The organism is Mesorhizobium sp. M0590, assembly GCF_040320905.1.
Classification (GTDB): Bacteria; Pseudomonadota; Alphaproteobacteria; order Rhizobiales; family Rhizobiaceae; genus Mesorhizobium.
This window is the reverse complement of the sequence record NZ_JAMYQN010000006.1, coordinates 264,164-284,167: the sequence shown is the minus strand read 5'-3', so window position 1 is coordinate 284,167 and position 20,004 is coordinate 264,164. Positions and strand designations below refer to the sequence as shown.

Sequence of the window (20,004 nt, the reverse complement as noted above, 5' to 3'; positions counted from 1 at the left end):
TAATTATAGACGTCGCGCTGCCCCTCATCCGGCTGCCGCCACCTTCTCCCCGTAAGTGACGGGGAGAAGGGAGTAAGCCGGACTGCTATTCCACGATGCGGTAGATGTTCCACAGGCTGGTGCCCGACACGACATAGGGCTCCATCTCCTTGCCCCATTTGGCGTGCGCGTCGATCTTGGCGATCCTGGCGAAGAACGCCTCCAATTGGGCGAGGCTTTCGACCTGGTGATGTGACCCGACCGTCGCTTCCCGCGCGCCGTTCGATTCGGTCATGATCTGGAACTTGAGGTCGTCGAGGCCGACCTGCGAGCCGATCTCGCGTTCTCATTCTTTAATAGTTCGAGCACGGTCTGCTTGTGGCCGAACTTGGCGTCGATCTGCCACCTGGCACTGAACATCGCCGCCGCCTCACTCGTCCCATGCCTGCACGACGGTCTGCCGCACGATCAGGCCGTTCTTCAGCTCCAGCATCGCCGCGCAGAACACCTTGGTCCCGTCCGGATAGGCGCAGGCCTGGGTGAAGGCGAGATTGTTGCCGTCGGCGATGGTGGTGTCGACCTTGTGGGTCATCGCCCGGCTGCAGATGTCGTCCCAGAACGTGGTGATCGCAGCGCGCCCGCGGATTTCGCGCGGCTTGCTCGGCGGGTTGTTGCGGTCGATCACCCGCACCAATGCGTCGTCGGCATAGAAGCTCGCCAGCAATTTTCCATCACGGCCCTCAATCGCCTTCTTGATCGCAGCGCCGTCTATCGTCTGTGTCTTGGTCGGCAATTTTTCCTCCATAGGCCCGTCTTCTCGGATCGGGTGGTTGCTTGATCAGGCACTGCCCGGCGCTCGCCGCCGGGCAGTGGCTTCTTCACTGCGACTTCGCCTTGACGGCCGCGAACACCTCGTCGGACTGCTTCTTGAAAGTGGCGAGATCGACCTGGCTGCCGTTGAGCATCGTCGACCAGTGGCGCACGATCGCCGCCATCGCCACCGCCTCCTTGATCTCCTCGTCGCTGGCGCCATTGAGCTTGGCCGCCTGCGTGTGGAAATAGATGCAGTACTGGCAGGGGATCTGCGAGGCGACGGCGAGGCCCATCAATTCCTTGGTCTTGCCGTCGAGCGCGGTGTTTGGGTTGAGCTGCACGCCCTTGATCTCGGCCCAGGCGCCGGCAACGGCGACGTCCGGCAGCGTCTTGAACATGTCCGGTACCGAGCCGAGCGTTGCCTGGATGTCCTTGTAGGCAGCCGTCGCCGAGGCGTCTTCGGCCTTGGCAGGAACGATCGCCAACAGCGCGCCAACGCCTGCCGCCAGCACCAGTGATTTGAGTGTCGACTTCAGCATTTTATTCCTCCCTTCGCAGCGCCTTTCCCGGCGACATCCGCCTGGCCTGCATGGGACGAAGTGATAGCGCTTACGCATGCCCGGCCGCTTCGCCCGAAAGCGCCATGGCTCCTATGGCCCGTGCGGGCCAGCGTGCCGGGCCGAGAACGCCGCCGCCGCCGCCCGCGACGGCAGGTCCAGCTTGAGCAGAATATTGGCTACGTGGCGCTTGACGGTGTGTTCGCTCAGCCCGAGTTCGGCGGCGATCGCGGCATTGCTCTTGCCATCGGCGATGAGGTTCACCACCTCGCTTTCGCGTGCCGTCAGTGCGGCCGGCTCGGCAGCCTTGGCCTTCGGCCGGCAGGCCGGCTCCAGATGCTGTTCCGAGGTCGCCTGCACCAGCGCCAGCGGCTCATCCAGCTCGTCAAGCGCGATGCGCCCGGCGTCATTGAAATGAAGGCCTGAACCGGCGGCGAGGTCGGCGACCAGCCGCGAAGCGAGGATGTCGCCGCGCCCGGCATGCGCGGCAAGCTGCATCGTCACGCGCGCCGTCAACCCCGTCGGCGGCCCACGCAACTCGACCTCGCCGACATGCACGCCCTGCGCGCTGGCGACGCCGATCTCCTGCGCCGCATCGCGCAGCGCCGCCGCACAGCGTACGGCCCGCGCCGGGCCGTCGAAGCGCGCCATCATCAGCTCGCCATTCGTGCCGGCCGGGCGGCCGCCATGGCGCCCGACCAGCAGCCGCCATGTTTCCTGAAAACGCTGGCTGCGCTCGCTCCACATGCGGTCGCCAAGCCGCGCCGTGTCGTAGATCCGGGTGACCAGCAGTGCAGCCAGCACGCGCTCGGCCTCGGCAACGGCGCGCGCTCCGGTCAGGAACTCCTCGATCAGATCGGCCACCCGGTCGACATCGCCGGTCCAGATCGGGTGATCGCGCCCGGGCACCTCGACCAGCCGCGAATTCGGGATCTTCCTTGCCAGGAAGCGGCTGGCCTCCGGGTCGACGCGCGCATCGTTGCGGCGATGGACCAGCAGCGTCGGTGCGCTGATCGCCGCCAGCACGCCGCGCACGTCGATAGCTGCATTCATGCGGGCCAGGGCGATTGCCGCGGTCGGGCTCGCCGACAGCCGCTCGAAGCGCGCCCACCATGTGGCGAAACGCGGATCGTCGACGCGGCCGGGTGCGAAATGCGGCAGGGTGGCGCCGGTGCCCCATGCGGTCTCCGCCGTCGCGATGAACGCCTCCAGGCGTTCCGGCGGCATCACCCATTTGTGGAAATGCGAATAGCCGCCATAAAGCGCCAGCGCCCGCGTCCGCTCCGGGTAGGTGGCGGCGAACAGCATTGCCATCGGCGCGCCTTCCGAAGCGCCGAGCAAGGCGGCGCGGCCGCTGCCGGTCGCATCCATCACCGCGCGCACATCGTCCATGCGGGTTTCGAGGCTGGGCAGATGGTGGGCATCGACGCGATCGGACAGACCGGTGCCGCGCTTGTCGAACAGGATCAGCCGTGAGAACGCGGAAAGCCGCTTCAACAGCCGGGTGTAGCCCTCGTCTTCCCAGTGCAGGTCGAGATTGGAAATGAAACCCGGCACGAAGACGAGATCGAGCGATCCCTGGCCGACCACCTGATAGGCGATCCGCACGTCGCCACTGAGCGCGTATCGAGTTTCGATCGGCCTCACGAGGTTTGTCCGCCCGACCCGACGAATTCTTGTCGCCGATCATAGCAGAGGCGCGCAGCTTGCGGCAGATGAAACTTTAGAGAGCGTGAATGTGGGCCCGCGGCGCCTACTTCTGTGACGCGGCGGTCGTCTCGGTGTTCGCTCCGCCAGCGCTGAAACCTGCGCCCTCCGGCGCGCCAGGCCGCTTGATGTGTGGCGCGGCCGCGACGACAAGCTCGTTGAACCCTTCGCCGCCGCTGTCCAGCATCTCGAACAATTGCCGGCGCATCCTCGGCTCCCAGAACTTGTTGATGTGCTCGGCGACGCCGGCAATGCCTTGCTCGCGCGGCTTTGAGTGGAAAAAGGCGGCGATCTGGTTGGCCATGCGAACCAGCTTTTCGCTGGTGCTCATGAGGTGGCCCTCGTCATGCGACATGCTTGGCAACTCCGGAAACCACTCGGTCAGGATGGGTAAAAATATCGAAATCGTCGCCGCGCACCAGCGCCACCAGCGTCATGCCGGCATCGTCCGCGGTGCGGATGGCAAGTGCGGTCGGCGCCGAGACGGCAATGATGACGGCCGAGCCGATCGCCGCGGTCTTCTGCACCATCTCGACCGAAACGCGCGACGTGACGACGACGGCCCCCGACCTGCCGTCGATACCGGCTTTGGCCAGCGCGCCAGCCAGCTTGTCCAGCGCGTTGTGGCGGCCGACATCCTCACGCGCCATGACGATGCCCTTGCCGGGGAGGTAAAAACCGGCGGCGTGGACGGCACCGGTCTCGGCGTGCAGCGGCTGCAGCTTCGACAAAAGCTTGACCGAGCGGACGATGTCATTGGCCTGAAGTGTAAGTTGCGACGCACCGACCGGGTTTACCGAGCGCATCGCCTCCTCGATCGATTCGATGCCGCACAGCCCGCAGCCGACCGGCCCAGCCAGCCTGCGCCGCCGCGCTTCGAAGCGGGTGTTGGCCTGGTCCTTCAGCCGGATCTGGATATCGATGCCGGCGCCGTGATCCTCGACCTCGATCGCTTCGATTTCGTCCGGCGAGGCAATGATGCCTTCGGTCAGCGAGAAGCCGAGCGCGAAATCCTCGAAATCAGCCGGGCTTGCCATCATCACCGCATGCGTGGTGCCGGCAAAGGAGAACGCCACCGGCGTCTCTTCCGGCACCATGCGGTTGGCGGCCGCAGTGCCGCCGGCGCGGCGCGCGAGGCGGCTGATCTGTGTGACAGCACGACGTTTGGGCATCACGCGGCACCCCCCTCTGGCCTGCCCTCTTTGTCATCATTTGGCATCTCCCCCTCAAGGGGGGAGATCGGCAGTTCAGGCGTCGCGGCGCACCTTTCGACTTTGGTGATTGGCGAAAGTCGAGATGACATCCAATCTCCCCCCCTGAGGGGGAGATGGCCGGCAGGCCAGAGGGGGGTACTCCGGCACGAAACCAAAACCGCTACTCCGCTGCTTGCAGCGGGGCGATGCGGCGGCTTTGCTTTGCCTGCTCGTCATAGTCGCGCTGCCATTCCGACGGGCCGTTGGATGCACCCACCTGCACCGCGGTCACCTTGTATTCCGGGCAGTTGGTCGCCCAGTCGGAGAAGTCGGTGGTGATGACGTTAGCCTGGGTGTCGGGATGGTGGAAGGTCGTATAGACGACGCCCGGCGACACCCGCTCGGTGATCAGCGCGCGCAGCGTCGTCTCGCCGGAGCGGCTGGTCAGCCGCACCCAGTCGCCGTCGCGCAGGCCGCGATTTTCGGCATCGTGCGGATGGATCTCCAGCCGGTCCTCGCTATGCCAGACCACATTGTCGGTGCGCCGGGTCTGCGCGCCGACATTGTATTGCGACAGGATGCGGCCGGTGGTCAGCAGCAGCGGGAAGCGCGGTCCGGTCCTTTCGTCGGTCGCGACGTATTCGGTGCGGATGAACTTGCCCTTGCCGCGCACGAAGCCGCCGATATGCATGATCGGCGTGCCTTCCGGCGACTTCTCGTTGCAGGGCCACTGCACCGAGCCCACCCGGTCGAGAAGGTCGAAGGAAACGCCGGCGAAACTTGGTGTTGTCTTGGCGATCTCGTCCATGATCTGGGACGGATGCGTGTAGTTCCAGCCGAGGCCGAGCGCCTTGGCGAGCTCCTGCGTCGTTTCCCAGTCGGCATAGCCGCATTTCGGCTCCATCACCTTGCGCACCATGTTGATGCGGCGCTCGGCATTGGTGAAGGTGCCGTCCTTCTCGAGGAACGTCGAGCCGGGCAGGAACACATGCGCGTAGTTGGCCGTCTCGTTGAGGAAGAGGTCGTGCACGACGACGCATTCCATCGCGGCGAGACCGGCGGCGACATGCTTGGTGTCGGGGTCCGACTGCAGGATGTCCTCGCCCTGCACATAGAGCCCCTTGAACGAGCCGTCGACGGCCGCATCCAGCATATTGGGGATGCGCAGGCCGGGCTCGTCGTCGAGCTTGACGCCCCACAGGCTCTCATAGATGGCGCGCACCGCGTCGCCTGAAATGTGGCGATAGCCGGGAAGCTCGTGCGGGAACGAGCCCATGTCGCAGGAGCCCTGCACATTGTTCTGGCCGCGCAGCGGGTTCACGCCGACGCCCGGCCGGCCGATATTGCCGGTCGCCATGGCGAGGTTGGCAATGGCGATGACGGTGGTCGAGCCCTGGCTGTGCTCGGTCACGCCGAGGCCGTAATAGATCGCGCCGTTACCGCCGCGGGCGTAGAGCCGCGCCGCGCCGCGTATGTCGTCGGGATCGACATTTGCAAGCTGGCCGACCACTTCCGGGCTATTTTCCGGCAGCGCCACGAACGATGCCCAGTCCTGGAACTCGTCCCAGTCGCAGCGCTCGCGGATGAAGGCCTCGTCGAACAGGCCCTCGGTGACGATGACATGGGCAAGTGCGGTCAGCATGGCGACGTTGGTGCCCGGCTTCAGCGGCAGATGGAACTGCGCCTCGACGTGGGCCGAGCGCACGATGTCGGTGCGGCGCGGATCGAGCACGATCAGCTTGGCGCCCTCGCGCATGCGCTTCTTCATGCGCGAGGCGAACACCGGATGCGCATCGGTCGGATTGGCGCCGATCAGCAGGATCACGTCCGTCTGCTCGATCGAATCGAAGTCCTGCGTGCCGGCGGAGGTGCCGAAGGTCTGGCCGAGACCATAGCCGGTCGGCGAATGGCAGACACGGGCGCAGGTATCGACATTGTTGTTGCGGAAGCCCTGCCGGACAAGCTTCTGGACGAGGTAGGTCTCCTCGTTGGTGCAGCGCGAGGAGGTGATGCCGCCGATCGAGGTGCGGCCGTACTGGTACTGGATGCGGCGGAATTCATTCGCCGTATGGGTGAGCGCCTCTTCCCACGACACTTCGCGCCACGGATCGCTGACCTTCTCGCGGATCATTGGTTTCAGGATACGGTCCTTGTGCGTCGCGTAGCCATAGGCGAAGCGGCCCTTGACGCAGGAGTGGCCGTGGTTGGCCTTGCCTGCCTTGTAGGGCATCATGCGGATGACCTCGTCGCCCTTGACCTCGGCCTTGAACGAACAGCCGACGCCGCAATAGGCGCAGGTGGTGACGGTCGAGCGCTCGGGCAGGCCCTTCGCCAGCACGGTCTTTTCCCTCAGCGCATCGGTCGGGCAGGCCTGCACGCAGGCCCCGCACGACACGCATTCGGAATCGACGAACGCCTCGTGCATGCCGGCCGAGACCCTGGATTCGAAGCCGCGGCCCTCGATGGTCAGCGCGAACGTGCCCTGCACCTCCTCACAGGCGCGCACGCAGCGCGAGCAGACGATGCACTGCGTCGGATCGTAGGTGAAATACGGGTTCGATTCATCGCGGGCGATGTAATCGATGGTCAGCGAGCCATGGCCGGGCGCCACGCCGTTTTCCTGCTTGACGTGGTTGCGGCCGTCCACGCCATAGCGGTTCTCGGTCAGGCCGACCGTCCTGACGACCTTGTCGAACTCGCTGGCGCCAGTGCCGGCCTTCTCGCCCCACGCCGCAGGATGGTCGGAGACGTAGAGTTCCATCACGCCGCGGCGAATGGCGTCTAGCCGGTCGCTCTGCGTATGCACGACCATGCCTTCGCCGACCGGCGTCGTACACGAGGCCGGCGTGCCGCCGCGCCCGTCGATCTCGACGAGGCAGACCCGGCAGGAGCCGAACGAGTCCAGCATGTCGGTGGCGCAGAGTTTCGGGATTTCGACGCCCGCTTCCATCGAAGCGCGCATGATCGAGGTCCCCGCCGGCACCGTCACCGACTTGCCGTCGACCGTCAGCGTTACCTTTTGTTCTGCTTCAGAGGCGGGTGTGCCGTAGTCGATTTCCTGGACCAGCGATTTGATGTCGAATGCCGCGTTCATACCTGTCCGCTCCTATTCCGCTGCTTCGGCGACCGGCGTCGGCCGAAAGTCGTCCGGGAAATGGTTGAGTGCACTCATCACTGGATATGGGGTGAAGCCGCCGAGAGCGCAAAGCGAGCCGAACTTCATCGTGTTGCAAAGGTCGGTGACCAGCGCGATCTGCTTTTCCGGTTCGACGTTCTGAGCGAGCCGGTCCAGCACCTCGACACCGCGCGTCGAGCCGATGCGGCACGGCGTGCACTTGCCGCAGCTCTCGATGGCGCAGAATTCCATGGCAAAGCGTGCCTGCTTCAGCATGTCGGCGCTGTCGTCGAAAACGACGATGCCGGCATGGCCGATCAGCCCGTCCTTGGCGGCAAACGCTTCGTAGTCGAACGGCGTGTCGAACAGCGCGCGCGGGAAATAGGCGCCGAGCGGGCCACCCACCTGCACCGCTTTGACCGGGCGTCCCGTCGCCGTGCCGCCGCCGATATCGTCGACGATCTCGCCCAGCGTCATGCCGAACGCCGCCTCGTAGAGACCGGGATACTTGACGTTGCCGGCAATCTGGATCGGGATGGTGCCGCGTGAACGGCCCATGCCGAAATCCTTGTAGAAGGCGGCGCCCTTGTCCATGATCACCGGCACCGAGGCCAGCGAGATGACGTTGTTGATCACTGTCGGCTTGCCGAACAGGCCCTTGTGCGCCGGCAGCGGCGGCTTGGCCCGCACCTGTCCGCGCTTGCCTTCGAGGCTGTCGAGCAGGGCGGTTTCCTCGCCGCAAACATAGGCGCCGGCGCCGACGCGCACTTCCATGTCGAATGAATTGGCCGAGCCGAGCACATTGATGCCGAGCACGCCGGCCTTGCGGGCGATCTCGACGGCCTTCTGCATCACCGCCACCGCGTGCGGATATTCGGAGCGGATATAGATAAAGCCCTTGGTCGCGCCGGTGGCGATGCCGGCGATCGCCATGCCTTCGATCAGCACGAAGGGGTCGCCTTCCATGATCATGCGGTCGGCGAACGTGCCGGAATCGCCTTCATCGGCATTGCAGACGATGTATTTGCGGTCGGCCGACGTATCGAGCACAGTTTTCCATTTGATGCCGGTCGGGAAGCCGGCGCCGCCACGACCGCGCAGCCCGGACTCGGTCACCTGCTTGACGACCTCGGCCGGCGTCATCGCCACTGCATTCTGCAGGCCCTTCAGCCCGCCATGCGCCTTGTAGTGATCGAGCGACAGCGGATCGGTGACGCCGCAGCGCGCAAAGGTCAGCCGCGTCTGCCTGGCAAGGAACGGGATCTTGTCCGGTGCGCCCAGCCAGCGCTTGTGGTGGCCGCCGGTGAGGAAGCCGCAGTCGAACAGGCCTTTGACGTCGGAGGGCTTCACCGGCCCATAGGCGACGCGGCCATTAGCTGTTGCCACTTCGACCATCGGCTCGAGGAAATAGGCGCCCCGCGAGCCGTTGCGCACGATCTTGGCCTCGATGCCGCGCTCGGCCAGTTCCGCCCGAATCGCCTTGGCGACCTTTTCCGCACCGAGCGCCAGCGCGCCGGAATCGCCGGGAATATAGATACGCGGGATCATGAGCGCACCTCGGCAGCGATCTCGTTGAGCTTTTCGTCGTCGAGCCGACCGATCACCTCCCCGTCCAGCATCGCCGACGGCGAGCAGGCGCAAAGGCCGAGGCAATAGACCGGCTCCAGCGTCACCGAACCGTCACGGGTTGTCTCGTGGAAGCCTATGCCCAGCAATGATTTGAGCTTGGCGGCGATCGCATCCGAACCCATCGACTGGCAGGCTTCCGCCTGGCAGAGCTTCAGCACATGGCGGCCAGCCGGCTGTCTGCGATAATCGTGATAGAAGGTCACGACGCCGTGCACCTCGGCCCTGGAAATGTTCAGCGCCTCGGCGATGACCGGCAGCGCGTCCTGCGGCACATAACCGAACTCTTCCTGGATACCGTGCAGGATCGGCAGCAGCGGGCCTTCGAGGCCTTTCAGCTCGTGGATGATCGCCGCGGTGCGCGATGCGATCTCGGTACTTGCAGGCTGCATCGTCATGCAGCGCCCTCCCTGGTCGTGGCGGTCTTCCGCTAAGTGGTTAGGAAATCAGAGGAAACCCGCTAAATCAATAAAGCCGATCCGTTGCTCGATAGAAATTTTCTATCGTTCGCGGTCACCAGCCTTGTCTAGCCTAGCGGCGGGCGCGGAAATCGTCCGCCAGCGCCATTGCCTCGTCCAACAGCGCCGAGACCAGTGGCGTGTGCGGTTCGCGCCGTGCCGCCACCAGCCCGACGGTGTGGCTGGCATCCGGCTCGACGATCGGGATAGCCCGGATCGGCTCGGAAAAACCGAAGGTTTCCGAGAGGTTAAGGGGCATGATCGACGACCATTTGCCGGTGCGGATATGCGAAAACAGCACGATCATCGAGTTGGATTCCAATGTCGGCCGCACCTGCACGCCGGCTTCGGCCAGATGCTGGTCGATGATGCGGCGGTTCTGCATGTCGGGCGTCAGCAGGCAGAGCGGCAGCTGACTGAGTTCCGCCCATGTCACTTTGTCGCGGTCGAAATAGGGGTTCCCGACGGCGGTGATCAGCTGGTAGCGCTCGTCGTAGAGCGGCACGCTGGTGACGCGTCCGAGCGGCTCGTTGTCGAGATAGGTGACGCCGGCGTCGATGTCGAAATTGCCGAGCAGCGACAGCACCTCGATCGAGGTCCGCGACAGCACCGAGAAGGTGACGCCGGGGTGCTTTGCCCGAAACGGCGTCGTCAGTCGCGCCACCATGGCCAGCGCCGTCGGGATCGCGGCGATGCGGATGCGCCCTGACAGGCCGTGGCGTGCCGCCCGCATCTCCTCGCGCATGGTCCTGCTGTCGCCGACGATGCGGCGCGCCCACACCAACACCTGCTTGCCTTCCGGCGTCAATCCCTGGAAGCGCGAGCCGCGCAGCACCAGCATCACGCCGAGCTGGCCTTCCAGCTGCTTGATGCCGGCCGAAAGCGTCGGTTGGGTGACGCCGCACACCTCCGCCGCCCGGCCGAAATGTTCTTCCTTGGCAAGTGCTATGAAGAATTCCAGCTTATCGATCATGCCGTCGGGAGCCTGTCACGGACGCTGTGTCCGATTGTAGCGCGCAACGTCGTGGAAATCGCCTTCGGCCGCAAGCCGCGTGTGTAAATCGTCCGCATCCACATCTTTCAGCCGGCTTACTGTTTCCCGCGATGGAATGCAGCGCTATGTGGATGAGACGGGGTCGTGGACTGGACACGACGGGAGACCGAACATGCTGGGCTGGTTCCGCAAGCTGCTGCCGCGCGAAGATCGCTTCTTCGACCTGTTCGAGCGGCATTCCCGCACCGTGGTCGGTGGCGCCGAGGCACTGCAGCAGCTTTTGCAGGGCAACGACATCGACCGCTGGTGTCAGACGATCATCGATCTCGAGGACGAAGCCGATCAGATCACCGCGGAAGTGCTGCTGGCCGTGCGCCGCTCCTTCATCACGCCCTTCGACCGCGGCGACATCAAGGACCTGATCCAGTCGATGGATGATGCCATCGACATGATGCACAAAACCGTCAAGACGGTAAAGCTGTTCGAAAAGAAGGAATTCGACCCGCTGATGCAGGAAATGGGGGGCGTCATCGTCGAGGCCGCCAAGTTGGTGGCCGAGGCGATCCCGCTGCTCGGCAAGGTCGGGGCGCATACGGTGCGCCTCAACGCCATCGCCGAGGAAGTCATGCACGCCGAAGGCCGGGCCGACGACCTGCACGAACAGGGCCTGAAGGACCTGTTCAAGCGGCACGGCCGCAGCGATCCTATGGCCTATCTGATCGGCAGCGAGATCTACGGCCAGCTGGAAAAGGTGGTCGATCGCTTCGAGGACGTCGCCAACGAAATCAGCGGCATCGTCATCGAGAACGTATAGTGGAAGCCGCGATAGCCTATCCGGTGCTGGTCGGCCTTGTCGTCGTCGCGCTGTTCTTCGATTTTCTCAACGGCCTGCACGATGCCGCCAACTCCATCGCCACTATCGTCTCCACCCGCGTGCTGAGGCCGCACTATGCGGTGTTCTGGGCGGCTTTCTTCAATTTCATCGCCTTCATGTTCTTCGGTCTCCACGTAGCGGAGACGCTGGGAACCGGCATCATCGACGCCAGCATCGTCACGCCGGCAGTGATCTTCGCAGCACTTGTCGGCGCCATCGTCTGGAATATTGTCACCTGGCTCGTCGGCATCCCGTCCAGCAGCTCGCACGCGCTGATCGGCGGTTTGGTCGGCGCCGGCGTTGCCAAGGCAGGCACCGGCGCCATCGTCTGGACCGGGTTGGGTAAAACGACGGCGGCCATCGTGCTATCGCCGGCGGCAGGTTTTCTGCTGGCGCTCGTCCTGATCCTCGCGGTCTCCTGGCTGTTCGTGCGGCGGACGCCGTTCGCCGTCGACAGCACCTTCCGCGTCATGCAGTTCTTTTCCGCCTCGCTCTATTCGCTCGGCCATGGCGGCAACGACGCGCAGAAGACTATGGGCATCATCGCCGTGCTGCTCTATTCGCAAGGCATGCTCGGCGCGAATTTTTACGTGCCGCTGTGGGTCGTCATCACCTGCCAGTCGGCGCTGGCGCTGGGCACGTTGCTCGGCGGCTGGCGCATCGTCCACACCATGGGCTCGAAGATCACCCGGCTGAACCCGATGCAGGGTTTCTGCGCCGAGACCGGCGGAGCGATCACCCTGTTCGCCGCCACCTGGCTCGGTATTCCTGTATCGACCACGCACACGATCACCGGCGCCATCATCGGCGTCGGCGCCGCCCGCCGCGTCTCCGCCGTTCGCTGGGGCATTGCCGGTAACATCGTGGTGGCATGGATCGTCACCCTGCCGGCAACCGCGGCGATCGCGGCTCTCACCTACCTCGCGGTCGGCCTGGCATGGTGACAGCACCGTAGCACTGCGCGGCAGGCGATGCGCCGTATCTACCTATCCACAAGGTTCAGGATGTTGCCGTCCGGATCCTTGAACCATGCGACCTTCATGTCCTGACCGACATGAACGTCACCCTCCAGCGTCAGGCCTGGCATGTCGTAATGTTCGAAGGTCACGCCCTTCGATTTCAATGCCTCAACGATCTTGCCGAGTTCGTCGCCGACCGTCCATGTCACAGCCGTCGCCTTGTTGGTCCCAGCGAAGTTCGAACGGTAGACGTTGATGCTGGTGTCGCCGCTTTTATAGACGATCAGTTCGCCACCTTCATTGTGCACCTCTTTCAGGCCAAGGACCCCTTCGTAGAATGCCCTGGCCTTGGCCAGGTCCTTCACGGCGAGATTGGCCGTCGCGTTGCTGTTTGCGAGCATGATTCGTCTCCTTCCCTGGCTGTCATTCCATGCTCATGAAATAGGCTGCGTTGACGATTTGGCGACGGCTGCTCCCACTGGAAATGCCGTCATATGCTCGCTGCCTCCCCGATACGCCGCTGCAATTGGTGGTCCATCGCTTGGTTCTGTTCCGGAACTGCATTATCTGGAGCGGAAGAGTAGAGGAAAAACTCATGCCCGCCGCCAATGAAAACGTGACCAAGGAAATCGTTATCGAGCGCCTGAAGACGGTCAATGGGCCGGATTTCACCGGCAATATCGTCGACCTCGGCCTGGTTTCCGAGATTTTCATTGCCGATGCCAAGGTGTTCTTTTCGATCACCGTTCCCGCTGCCCGTGCCCAGGAGATGGAACCGCTGCGTGCGGCGGCCGAACGTGTCGTCAAAGCGATCCCCGGTGTTGCCGGCGCCGTGGTCGCGCTGACGGCGGAAAAGAAGGGCGGCGGCATGGAGGCGCCGGTTCCGCAAAGACCGGCTCAGAGGCCCGCTCCGCCGGCCGCACCTGCGCGTCCCGCGCCGCAGGCGCCCGCCTCGCACAGCCAGGGCAAGCGCGGCGTACCCGGCATCGAAGCGATCATCGCCGTCGCTTCCGGCAAGGGCGGCGTCGGCAAGTCGACCACCGCCGTCAATATCGCCCTTGGGCTTGCCGCCAACGGGCTGCGGGTCGGGGTGCTCGATGCCGACATTTATGGCCCTTCCATGCCGCGTCTGCTCAACATTTGTGGCAGGCCGCAGACCGTCGACGGCAAGATCCTGAAGCCGATGCAGAATTATGGCCTCAAGGTCATGTCGATGGGCTTCCTCGTCGATGAGGAGACGCCGATGATCTGGCGCGGGCCGATGGTGATGTCGGCATTGACGCAGATGCTGCGCGAGGTCGAATGGGGACCGCTTGATGTGCTCGTCGTCGACATGCCGCCCGGCACCGGCGACGCCCAGCTGACCATGGCCCAACAGGTGCCGCTGGCCGGCGCCGTCATCGTCTCGACGCCACAGGACCTGGCCCTGATCGATGCGCGCAAAGGCCTCAACATGTTCAGAAAGGTCGACGTGCCGCTATTGGGTATCGTCGAAAACATGAGCTATTTTCTCGCCCCCGATACGGGAAAACGCTACGACATCTTCGGCCATGGCGGCGCCCGCCGCGAGGCCGAGCGTCTCGGCGTCACCTTCCTTGGCGAAGTGCCGCTCGAGATGGGCATCCGCGAAAGCTCCGATGCCGGCACGCCAGTGGTGGTCTCCAAGCCGGATGGCGCTGAGGCGAAAATCTATCGCGACATCGCCGCCAAGGTCTGGGACCGCGTCAATGAAGAGCGCGGCGCGGCCGAGGCTGCAGTGCCGAGCATCGTGTTCGAGTGATGCGGATGTCCCTCCCCCAAGTGGGCCCCTTGAGGGGGAGGGTGGCCGGAAGGGTCAGGTAGGGTCCGCGGCGACGCGCTCCAACTCTCCGGGATAGCGGGCTGACAAACCACGATCCCGTCTAGCGCAGAGGCAGATGTATGTCTTTCGCACCAAAGAGCGGATTCGGATGGCGCGTGCCCCTTGCCTGCTCCCGCGCGTTGTCATATCGATTTGTCATACAAATACGGAGACCACGATGGCAGGCGCCCCCACCCACAAGAAAAAATTTCGCTCGCAGGAGTGGTTCGACAATCCCGACAATCCGGGCATGACGGCACTCTATCTGGAGCGCTACCTGAATTACGGGCTGACGCGGGCCGAACTGATGTCCGGCAAGCCGCTGATCGGCATCGCCCAGACCGGCTCGGACCTGTCGCCCTGCAACCGCCATCACATCGAACTGGCCAAGCGCGTGCGCGAAGGCATCGTCTCGATGGGTGGCATCCCTTTCGAGTTCCCTTGCCACCCGATCCAGGAGACCGGCAAGCGGCCGACTGCTGCACTTGACCGCAACCTTGCCTATCTCAGCCTGGTAGAGGTGCTCTACGGCTATCCGCTCGACGGCGTGGTGCTCACCATCGGCTGCGACAAGACGACGCCGGCCATGCTGATGGCCGCGGCCACCGTCAACATTCCGGCTATCGCGCTTTCGGTCGGCCCGATGCTCAACGGCTGGCACAAGGGCAAGCGCACCGGCTCCGGCACCATCGTCTGGGAATCGCGCCAGCGCCTGTCGGCCGGCGAGATTGGCTATGACGAGTTCATGGATATCGTTGCCTCCTCGGCGCCGTCGACCGGCTATTGCAACACGATGGGTACCGCCACCACGATGAATTCGCTGGCCGAGGCGCTCGGCATGCAATTGCCGGGCTCGGCCGCTATCCCCGCCCCCTATCGCGAGCGCGGCCAGATCGCCTACGAGACCGGAAAGCGCATCGTCGACATGGTGCATGAGGATCTGAAGCCCTCCGACATCATGACCCGTAAGGCCTTCGAGAACGCCATCGTCGTCAACTCGGCGATCGGCGGCTCGACCAATGCGCCGATCCACCTCAACGCCATCGCCCGCCATCTCGGCGTGCCGCTCGACAATGACGATTGGCAGAAGGTCGGCCTCAACATACCGCTAATCGTCAATCTGCAGCCGACGGGCGAATATCTCGGCGAGGACTATCACCATGCCGGCGGCGTGCCGGCCGTGGTCGCCGAATTGATGAAGGGCGGCCTGCTGCCCTATCCGGAAGCCATGACAGCTAACGGCAAGACCATCGGCGACAATTGCAGCGGCGCCGTCAACGAGAACCTCGACGTCATCCGCACGGTTGCCGAGCCGCTGAAAGCCAATGCCGGCTTCATCAATCTCAAGGGCAATCTGTTCGATTCGGCGATCATGAAGACCAGCGGCATCTCGCCCGAATTCCGCGAGCGCTATCTGTCGAACCCGAAGGACCCCGAAGCCTTCGAGGGCAACGCCATGGTCTTCGACGGCCCCGAGGACTATCACGCCCGCATCGACGACCCGGCACAGGGAATTGACGAGCACACCATCCTGTTCATGCGCGGCGCCGGCCCGATCGGCTATCCCGGCGGCGCCGAAGTCGTCAACATGCAGCCGCCTGCCTATCTGATCAAAAAGGGCATCCACGCGCTGGCCTGTATCGGCGACGGTCGCCAGTCGGGCACGTCGGGCTCGCCGTCGATCCTCAACGCCTCGCCCGAAGCCGCCATCGGCGGCGGCCTGGCGCTGCTGAAGACCGGCGACCGCGTCCGCATCGACCTGCGCAAGGGCACCGCCGACATCCTCGTCAGCGACGACGAGATCACGCGGCGCCGCGCCGAGCTGCAAAACAATGGCGGCTATCAGTATCCGAAGCACCAGACGCCCTGGCAGGAAATCCAGCGCGGCATGGTCGACCAGTTTTCCGAAGGCATGGTGCTGAAGCCGGCGGTGAAATACCAGGATGTGGCTCATACAAGCGGCGTGCCGAGGGACAATCACTGACCAGGGTCCGTCGCACGAGGCGGCCGCCGGTGCAGGCAATTTGCCGAGGTCAGCGCCACGAGGGGTAGGGTCATAGGCGCTAGTTTAAGCTCTGGACACGAGGAATCTCGATATGATTCAAGCTTGGGATGAAGATTCGTCCTGAGATTTTGGATCATTGGCCGGAAGTGAGCGGGCGACTTCCGGCTAATTTTGACCTGGAAGCAACGGCTCGGTCGTGCGGAGCCTTGACGCGGGTTCGAGAAATCAAGAGCGCTGAGACGCTGTTGCGGCTGGCACTGGCCTATGGCGGCCTCGGCATGTCGCTGCGCGAGACCTGCGTATGGGCAGAGGCTGGCGGAATTGCGCGGTTGTCCGATCCATCGCTGCTCGCTCGGCTGTGCAAAGCCGCACCCTGGCTCGGCGATATCGCGACTGCACTGATTGCCGAACAGACAAAACTGCCCGTGCGGCGCTGGACCGGGCATCGCTTGCGGGCACTGGATGGCACGTCGATCTGCGAGCCGGGAGCTGACCGTACGACATGGCGGCTGCATGTCGGCTACGATCTGGCAACCGGTCAAGTCGATCAGCTTGAATTGACCGACGTGCACGGGGCCGAGAACCTTCAGCGCCTCAACTACCGGCCGGGAGATATCATACTGGCCGATCGCTGCTATGCCCGACCGCGCGATCTGCGGCCGGTGATCGATGCCGGTGCAGACTTCATCGTGCGTACCGGCTGGAACTCGTTGCGCCTGTTGCAGGCGAACGGCGAGCCTTTTGATCTGTTCGCAGCACTTGCCTCTCAGGCTGAGCAGGAAGGCGAAGTGCACCTTCGAATCCACGAAGGCATCAAGGCAGCGACGCCGCTGATGCTGCGCCTCGTTGTCCGGCGCAAGGACCCCGAACAAGCGGCGGCTGAACAGAAGCGCCTGCTGAAGGATGCCAAGAAACGCGGCAAGCAGCCAGACCCGCGCAGTCTTGAGGTGGCGAAGTATATCCTTCTCCTGACCTCGCTGCCGGCCGACGCCTTCCCGCCAGCCGACATTCTCGCCCTCTATCGCTTTCGCTGGCAAATCGAGCTGGCTTTTAAAAGGTTCAAGAGCTTGGCCGGCCTCGACATGCTGCCGGCCAAGAAGCCTGAGCTCGCACGAGCGTGGATCTACGCAAGGCTGATCGTTGCCATCATCGCCGAACAGATTGCCGGGCAAGTCCCGGACTCTTCCCCCTCTGAACCAGGCAACACCACCCGTAACCCCATCGCGCTGGCGTCTCATGAAGTTAGCTCTGGCAACCATCTGCGCCGCCATTCGTGGACCACTCCAGTGGCAGACGCTCCGCAACATGTTCCTCCGAACATGGCGTCATATCTGTGAGCCCCCACGAAGCCGGCGAAAACAATCCGACTATCTGAAAACTCGCTTAAACTAGCGCCTATGAGGGGTAGGGTGGGGGTACATCGCAGAGCGAAAGCCTCGGCTTTCCACCTGCGATAGCCTGCCGTTAATGGGCAGAAATGCCCGGCACAGGGTTGGACGCGGTCATTTGTCAACAGCGATTGCTCCCGCGAGAACGGCAATGCTTGACAAGCGGGCGTGACAAATCCACGATCATCGCAAGGGGTGCATCGCGACGACCCCGTGAGGCGTCAGCCCAACGTTCGCGTCCAAGCTTCTCTTTCAAGGAGGTGGACGCCATGCCGTCAACAACCGCTATCACTGTATCGCAACTGTCCCGTCTGATTGGGCTGCCGGGTGCACCCGCAATCATCGACGTCCGCATCGATGATGACTACAATTCCGATCCGCGCCTGCTGCCGGGGTCGGATCGTCGTGATTTCAGGAGTGTCTCGAACTGGGCTGCCGACTTCGCCGGCAGGCAAGTGACAGTCGTCTGCCAACAGGGAAAAAAGCTCTCGCAAGGCGTGGCCGCATGGCTACGGCAGGAGGGCGTTGCCGCCGAATCGCTCGATGGCGGGTTTGAAGCGTGGCGCGATGCCAAGGGCCTTCTCGTTCACGCCGACAAGATACCGCCCGCCGATGCCAAGGGCCGCACCGTTTGGGTGACGCGTACGCGCCCGAAGGTCGACCGCATCGCCTGCCCCTGGCTGATCCGGCGCTTCATCGATCCTCACGCGGTCTTTCTCTTCGTCGAGCCGGCCGAAGTGGCGGCCGTCGCCGATCGCTTTCAGGCCATCCCTTTCGACATCGAGAACGTGTTCTGGAGCCACCGCGGCGAACGCTGCACCTTCGACACCATGATCGAGGAGTTCGGGCTCAAATCCGAAGCGCTCGATCGCCTGGCCACGATCATACGCGCTGCCGATACTGCGAGCCTCGATCTTGTTCCACAGGCGGCCGGGTTCCTGGCCGCCTCGCTTGGCCTGTCACGGATGTTTCGCGACGATCTGGAGCAGCTCGAGGCCGGCATGCTGCTTTACGATGCGTTCTTCCGCTGGTGCCGCGATGCCACCGAGGAGACGCATAACTGGCCGGTCGCCGGCGCAGTCAGTCTCGGCGCAGGCAAACCATCGTGAGCGCCGTCTTTTCGAAAAAGCCGGCGGAGATCCAGGAGCCCGCTGTGCCGAGCTTCCGGCAGGCCGTGAAGGTCTGGGCGAAAATCGGCGTGCTCAGCTTTGGCGGCCCGGCCGGGCAGATCGCGCTCATGCACAAGGAACTGGTCGAGGAACGGCGCTGGATCGGCGAACAGCGCTTTCTGCATGCGTTGAACTACTGCATGCTGCTCCCTGGCCCCGAGGCCCAGCAACTCGCCATCTATATCGGCTGGTTGCTGCACAAAACGGTCGGCGGCCTTGTTGCCGGCCTCCTCTTCGTCGTGCCGGGCGCGCTTGTCATGCTCGTCCTGAGCAGCCTCTATGCGCTCTATGGCGATGTACCACTCGTCGCGGCGCTGTTTTTCGGGGTCAAGGCGACCGTGCTCGCCATTGTCATCGAGGCGGTGATCCGGATCGGCAGACGCGCGCTGAAAAACCCGGTCATGGTGTCGATCGCACTCGCCGCCTTCATCGCCATCTACGCGTTGAACGTGCCGTTTCCGCTGATCGTGCTGCTTGCCGGGCTGGCAGGCTGGATCGGCAACCGTAGTGCGCCGGCAGTTTTTTCCGGCGCCTCGCGTGGCAAGGGCAATGTTCCCGACATAAAGGGCGTGGTCGATCTGATGTTCGAGCGCGGTGAACTGACCCACGTCAGGCCGACACGATGGCACGCGCCGCGCACTTTGGCGATCTGGCTGCCGATCTGGCTGGGGCCTGTTCTGCTGGTCTGGGCTTTCACCGGCCCTGCCAGCGTTTGGACTCAAATCGGTGGCTTCTTCAGTGTCATGGCGGTCGTCACCTTCGGCGGCGCCTACGCAGCCCTTGCCTATGTCGCGCAGGCAGCGGTCGAGTACTTCGGCTGGCTGGCACCCGGTGAAATGGTCGACGGCCTCGGACTTGCCGAAACCACGCCGGGTCCGCTCATCCTGGTCTTGCAGTTCGTCGGCTTCGTTGCCGCGTTCCGCCAGCCGGGCTTGCTGGCGCCGCTGCTTGCCGGACTGTTTGGCGGGTTGTTCACGCTGTGGGCGACGTTTACCCCATGTTTCCTATGGATATTCCTTGGGGCGCCTTACATCGAAGCGCTGCGCGGCAACAAGGCGCTGTCGGCGGCGCTCGGTGCGATCACCGCCGCCGTCGTCGGCGTCATCATGAATCTCGCTCTATGGTTCGGCTTGCACGTCATCTTCGGCGAAGTGCGCAATGTCGGGCTTGGAATGGACGTGCCGGTGCTTTCATCGATAGACTGGCGCGCGGCGCTGCTTTCCTGTGCCTCGATGATCGCCATTCTGAAGCTGAAGATCGGTATGCTGCCGACGCTTGCCGGATCGGCGCTGGCCGGTGTCTTGTTGCTGGCGGCGAGCGGGTAACG

General features: G+C 63.9%; 18 protein-coding genes. 7 read left to right on the top strand and 11 right to left on the bottom strand.

Translation table 11 applies throughout. The features are described 5' to 3' along the window. Positions 1-85: 85 nt before the first annotated feature. The 10 genes from NKI52_RS13315 to NKI52_RS13270 all read right to left on the bottom strand — a co-directional run bounded on the left by NKI52_RS13315 (position 86) and on the right by NKI52_RS13270 (position 10,421). Complete coding sequence (locus NKI52_RS13315; protein WP_352570235.1) at positions 86-274, bottom strand: hypothetical protein; 189 nt, start codon at positions 272-274, stop codon at positions 86-88. Between the two features lie 135 nt (positions 275-409). Further along, positions 410-772, bottom strand: coding sequence for a nuclear transport factor 2 family protein (locus NKI52_RS13310; RefSeq protein ID WP_023676394.1), 363 nt, complete (start codon positions 770-772; stop codon positions 410-412). Positions 773-857: 85 nt separating this feature from the next. Then, positions 858-1,331 (bottom strand): carboxymuconolactone decarboxylase family protein, encoded by a 474-nt coding sequence (locus NKI52_RS13305; RefSeq protein ID WP_352448517.1) that lies wholly within the window; start codon positions 1,329-1,331, stop codon positions 858-860. 111 nt (positions 1,332-1,442) lie between these two features. Continuing rightward, positions 1,443-2,996, bottom strand: coding sequence for an alpha/beta fold hydrolase (locus tag NKI52_RS13300; protein ID WP_352635844.1), 1,554 nt, complete (start codon positions 2,994-2,996; stop codon positions 1,443-1,445). Between the two features lie 106 nt (positions 2,997-3,102). Then, positions 3,103-3,411 carry a formate dehydrogenase subunit delta gene (locus NKI52_RS13295; protein WP_352570237.1) on the bottom strand — a complete coding sequence of 103 codons (309 nt, stop codon included), beginning with the start codon at positions 3,409-3,411 and terminating at the stop codon, positions 3,103-3,105. Beyond that, positions 3,401-4,228 (bottom strand): formate dehydrogenase accessory sulfurtransferase FdhD, encoded by an 828-nt coding sequence (gene fdhD, locus NKI52_RS13290; RefSeq protein WP_502897325.1) that lies wholly within the window; start codon positions 4,226-4,228, stop codon positions 3,401-3,403. Before fdhD ends, NKI52_RS13295 begins: the two co-directional genes overlap by 11 nt. A gap of 202 nt (positions 4,229-4,430) precedes the next feature. Continuing rightward, positions 4,431-7,343 carry a formate dehydrogenase subunit alpha gene (gene fdhF, locus NKI52_RS13285; protein ID WP_023676803.1) on the bottom strand — a complete coding sequence of 971 codons (2,913 nt, stop codon included), beginning with the start codon at positions 7,341-7,343 and terminating at the stop codon, positions 4,431-4,433. A 12-nt stretch (positions 7,344-7,355) separates the two neighbouring features. Continuing rightward, positions 7,356-8,912 (bottom strand): formate dehydrogenase beta subunit, encoded by a 1,557-nt coding sequence (locus tag NKI52_RS13280; RefSeq protein ID WP_352698228.1) that lies wholly within the window; start codon positions 8,910-8,912, stop codon positions 7,356-7,358. After that, positions 8,909-9,388, bottom strand: a complete 480-nt coding sequence (locus NKI52_RS13275; protein ID WP_352698226.1) for a formate dehydrogenase subunit gamma — start codon at positions 9,386-9,388, stop codon at positions 8,909-8,911. Before NKI52_RS13275 ends, NKI52_RS13280 begins: the two co-directional genes overlap by 4 nt. Before the next feature lie 133 nt (positions 9,389-9,521). After that, positions 9,522-10,421 (bottom strand): LysR family transcriptional regulator, encoded by a 900-nt coding sequence (locus NKI52_RS13270; RefSeq protein ID WP_352698224.1) that lies wholly within the window; start codon positions 10,419-10,421, stop codon positions 9,522-9,524. Positions 10,422-10,614: 193 nt separating this feature from the next. On the opposite strand from NKI52_RS13270, the gene NKI52_RS13265 reads away from it, so the two are divergent. After that, positions 10,615-11,256, top strand: a complete 642-nt coding sequence (locus NKI52_RS13265) for a DUF47 family protein (protein ID WP_352698222.1) — start codon at positions 10,615-10,617, stop codon at positions 11,254-11,256. After that, positions 11,256-12,260: an inorganic phosphate transporter gene (locus NKI52_RS13260; protein ID WP_352698221.1), complete on the top strand. Its 1,005-nt coding sequence runs from the start codon at positions 11,256-11,258 to the stop codon at positions 12,258-12,260. The genes NKI52_RS13265 and NKI52_RS13260 overlap by 1 nt, the downstream gene beginning before the upstream one ends. A gap of 38 nt (positions 12,261-12,298) precedes the next feature. Here NKI52_RS13260 and NKI52_RS13255 read toward each other — a convergent pair whose 3' ends face one another. Further along, positions 12,299-12,676, bottom strand: a complete 378-nt coding sequence (locus tag NKI52_RS13255; protein WP_352698219.1) for a VOC family protein — start codon at positions 12,674-12,676, stop codon at positions 12,299-12,301. Positions 12,677-12,870: 194 nt separating this feature from the next. Between NKI52_RS13255 and NKI52_RS13250 the strand changes: the two genes are divergently transcribed. From NKI52_RS13250 to chrA, 5 genes are all read left to right on the top strand, one after another. Next, a complete protein-coding gene (locus tag NKI52_RS13250) occupies positions 12,871-14,055 on the top strand; it encodes an Mrp/NBP35 family ATP-binding protein (RefSeq protein WP_352698217.1) in 1,185 nt (394 codons plus the stop codon). A 238-nt stretch (positions 14,056-14,293) separates the two neighbouring features. Beyond that, on the top strand, positions 14,294-16,099 hold the full coding sequence (locus NKI52_RS13245) for an IlvD/Edd family dehydratase (protein ID WP_352577478.1): 1,806 nt from the start codon (positions 14,294-14,296) through the stop codon (positions 16,097-16,099). 128 nt (positions 16,100-16,227) lie between these two features. Continuing rightward, complete coding sequence (locus NKI52_RS13240) at positions 16,228-17,457, top strand: IS4 family transposase (RefSeq protein WP_352698214.1); 1,230 nt, start codon at positions 16,228-16,230, stop codon at positions 17,455-17,457. Positions 17,458-17,777: 320 nt separating this feature from the next. Then, a complete protein-coding gene (locus tag NKI52_RS13235; protein ID WP_352698212.1) occupies positions 17,778-18,617 on the top strand; it encodes a chromate resistance protein ChrB domain-containing protein in 840 nt (279 codons plus the stop codon). Continuing rightward, the gene (gene chrA, locus NKI52_RS13230; protein WP_352698210.1) at positions 18,614-20,002 is read left to right on the top strand and encodes a chromate efflux transporter; all 1,389 of its coding nucleotides are present in this window, start codon (positions 18,614-18,616) and stop codon (positions 20,000-20,002) included. Before NKI52_RS13235 ends, chrA begins: the two co-directional genes overlap by 4 nt. Positions 20,003-20,004 lie beyond the last annotated feature (2 nt).

Coding starts and splice junctions, on each gene's coding strand:
- NKI52_RS13315 (WP_352570235.1), bottom strand. CDS start 274: ATGACCGAATCGAACGGCGCGCGGGAAGCGACGGTCGGGTCACATCAC.
- NKI52_RS13305 (WP_352448517.1), bottom strand. CDS start 1,331: ATGCTGAAGTCGACACTCAAATCACTGGTGCTGGCGGCAGGCGTTGGC.
- NKI52_RS13295 (WP_352570237.1), bottom strand. CDS start 3,411: ATGTCGCATGACGAGGGCCACCTCATGAGCACCAGCGAAAAGCTGGTT.
- fdhD (WP_502897325.1), bottom strand. CDS start 4,228: ATGCCCAAACGTCGTGCTGTCACACAGATCAGCCGCCTCGCGCGCCGC.
- fdhF (WP_023676803.1), bottom strand. CDS start 7,343: ATGAACGCGGCATTCGACATCAAATCGCTGGTCCAGGAAATCGACTAC.
- NKI52_RS13280 (WP_352698228.1), bottom strand. CDS start 8,912: ATGATCCCGCGTATCTATATTCCCGGCGATTCCGGCGCGCTGGCGCTC.
- NKI52_RS13275 (WP_352698226.1), bottom strand. CDS start 9,388: ATGACGATGCAGCCTGCAAGTACCGAGATCGCATCGCGCACCGCGGCG.
- NKI52_RS13270 (WP_352698224.1), bottom strand. CDS start 10,421: ATGATCGATAAGCTGGAATTCTTCATAGCACTTGCCAAGGAAGAACAT.
- NKI52_RS13265 (WP_352698222.1), top strand. CDS start 10,615: ATGCTGGGCTGGTTCCGCAAGCTGCTGCCGCGCGAAGATCGCTTCTTC.
- NKI52_RS13255 (WP_352698219.1), bottom strand. CDS start 12,676: ATGCTCGCAAACAGCAACGCGACGGCCAATCTCGCCGTGAAGGACCTG.
- NKI52_RS13250 (WP_352698217.1), top strand. CDS start 12,871: ATGCCCGCCGCCAATGAAAACGTGACCAAGGAAATCGTTATCGAGCGC.
- NKI52_RS13245 (WP_352577478.1), top strand. CDS start 14,294: ATGGCAGGCGCCCCCACCCACAAGAAAAAATTTCGCTCGCAGGAGTGG.
- NKI52_RS13240 (WP_352698214.1), top strand. CDS start 16,228: ATGAAGATTCGTCCTGAGATTTTGGATCATTGGCCGGAAGTGAGCGGG.
- NKI52_RS13235 (WP_352698212.1), top strand. CDS start 17,778: ATGCCGTCAACAACCGCTATCACTGTATCGCAACTGTCCCGTCTGATT.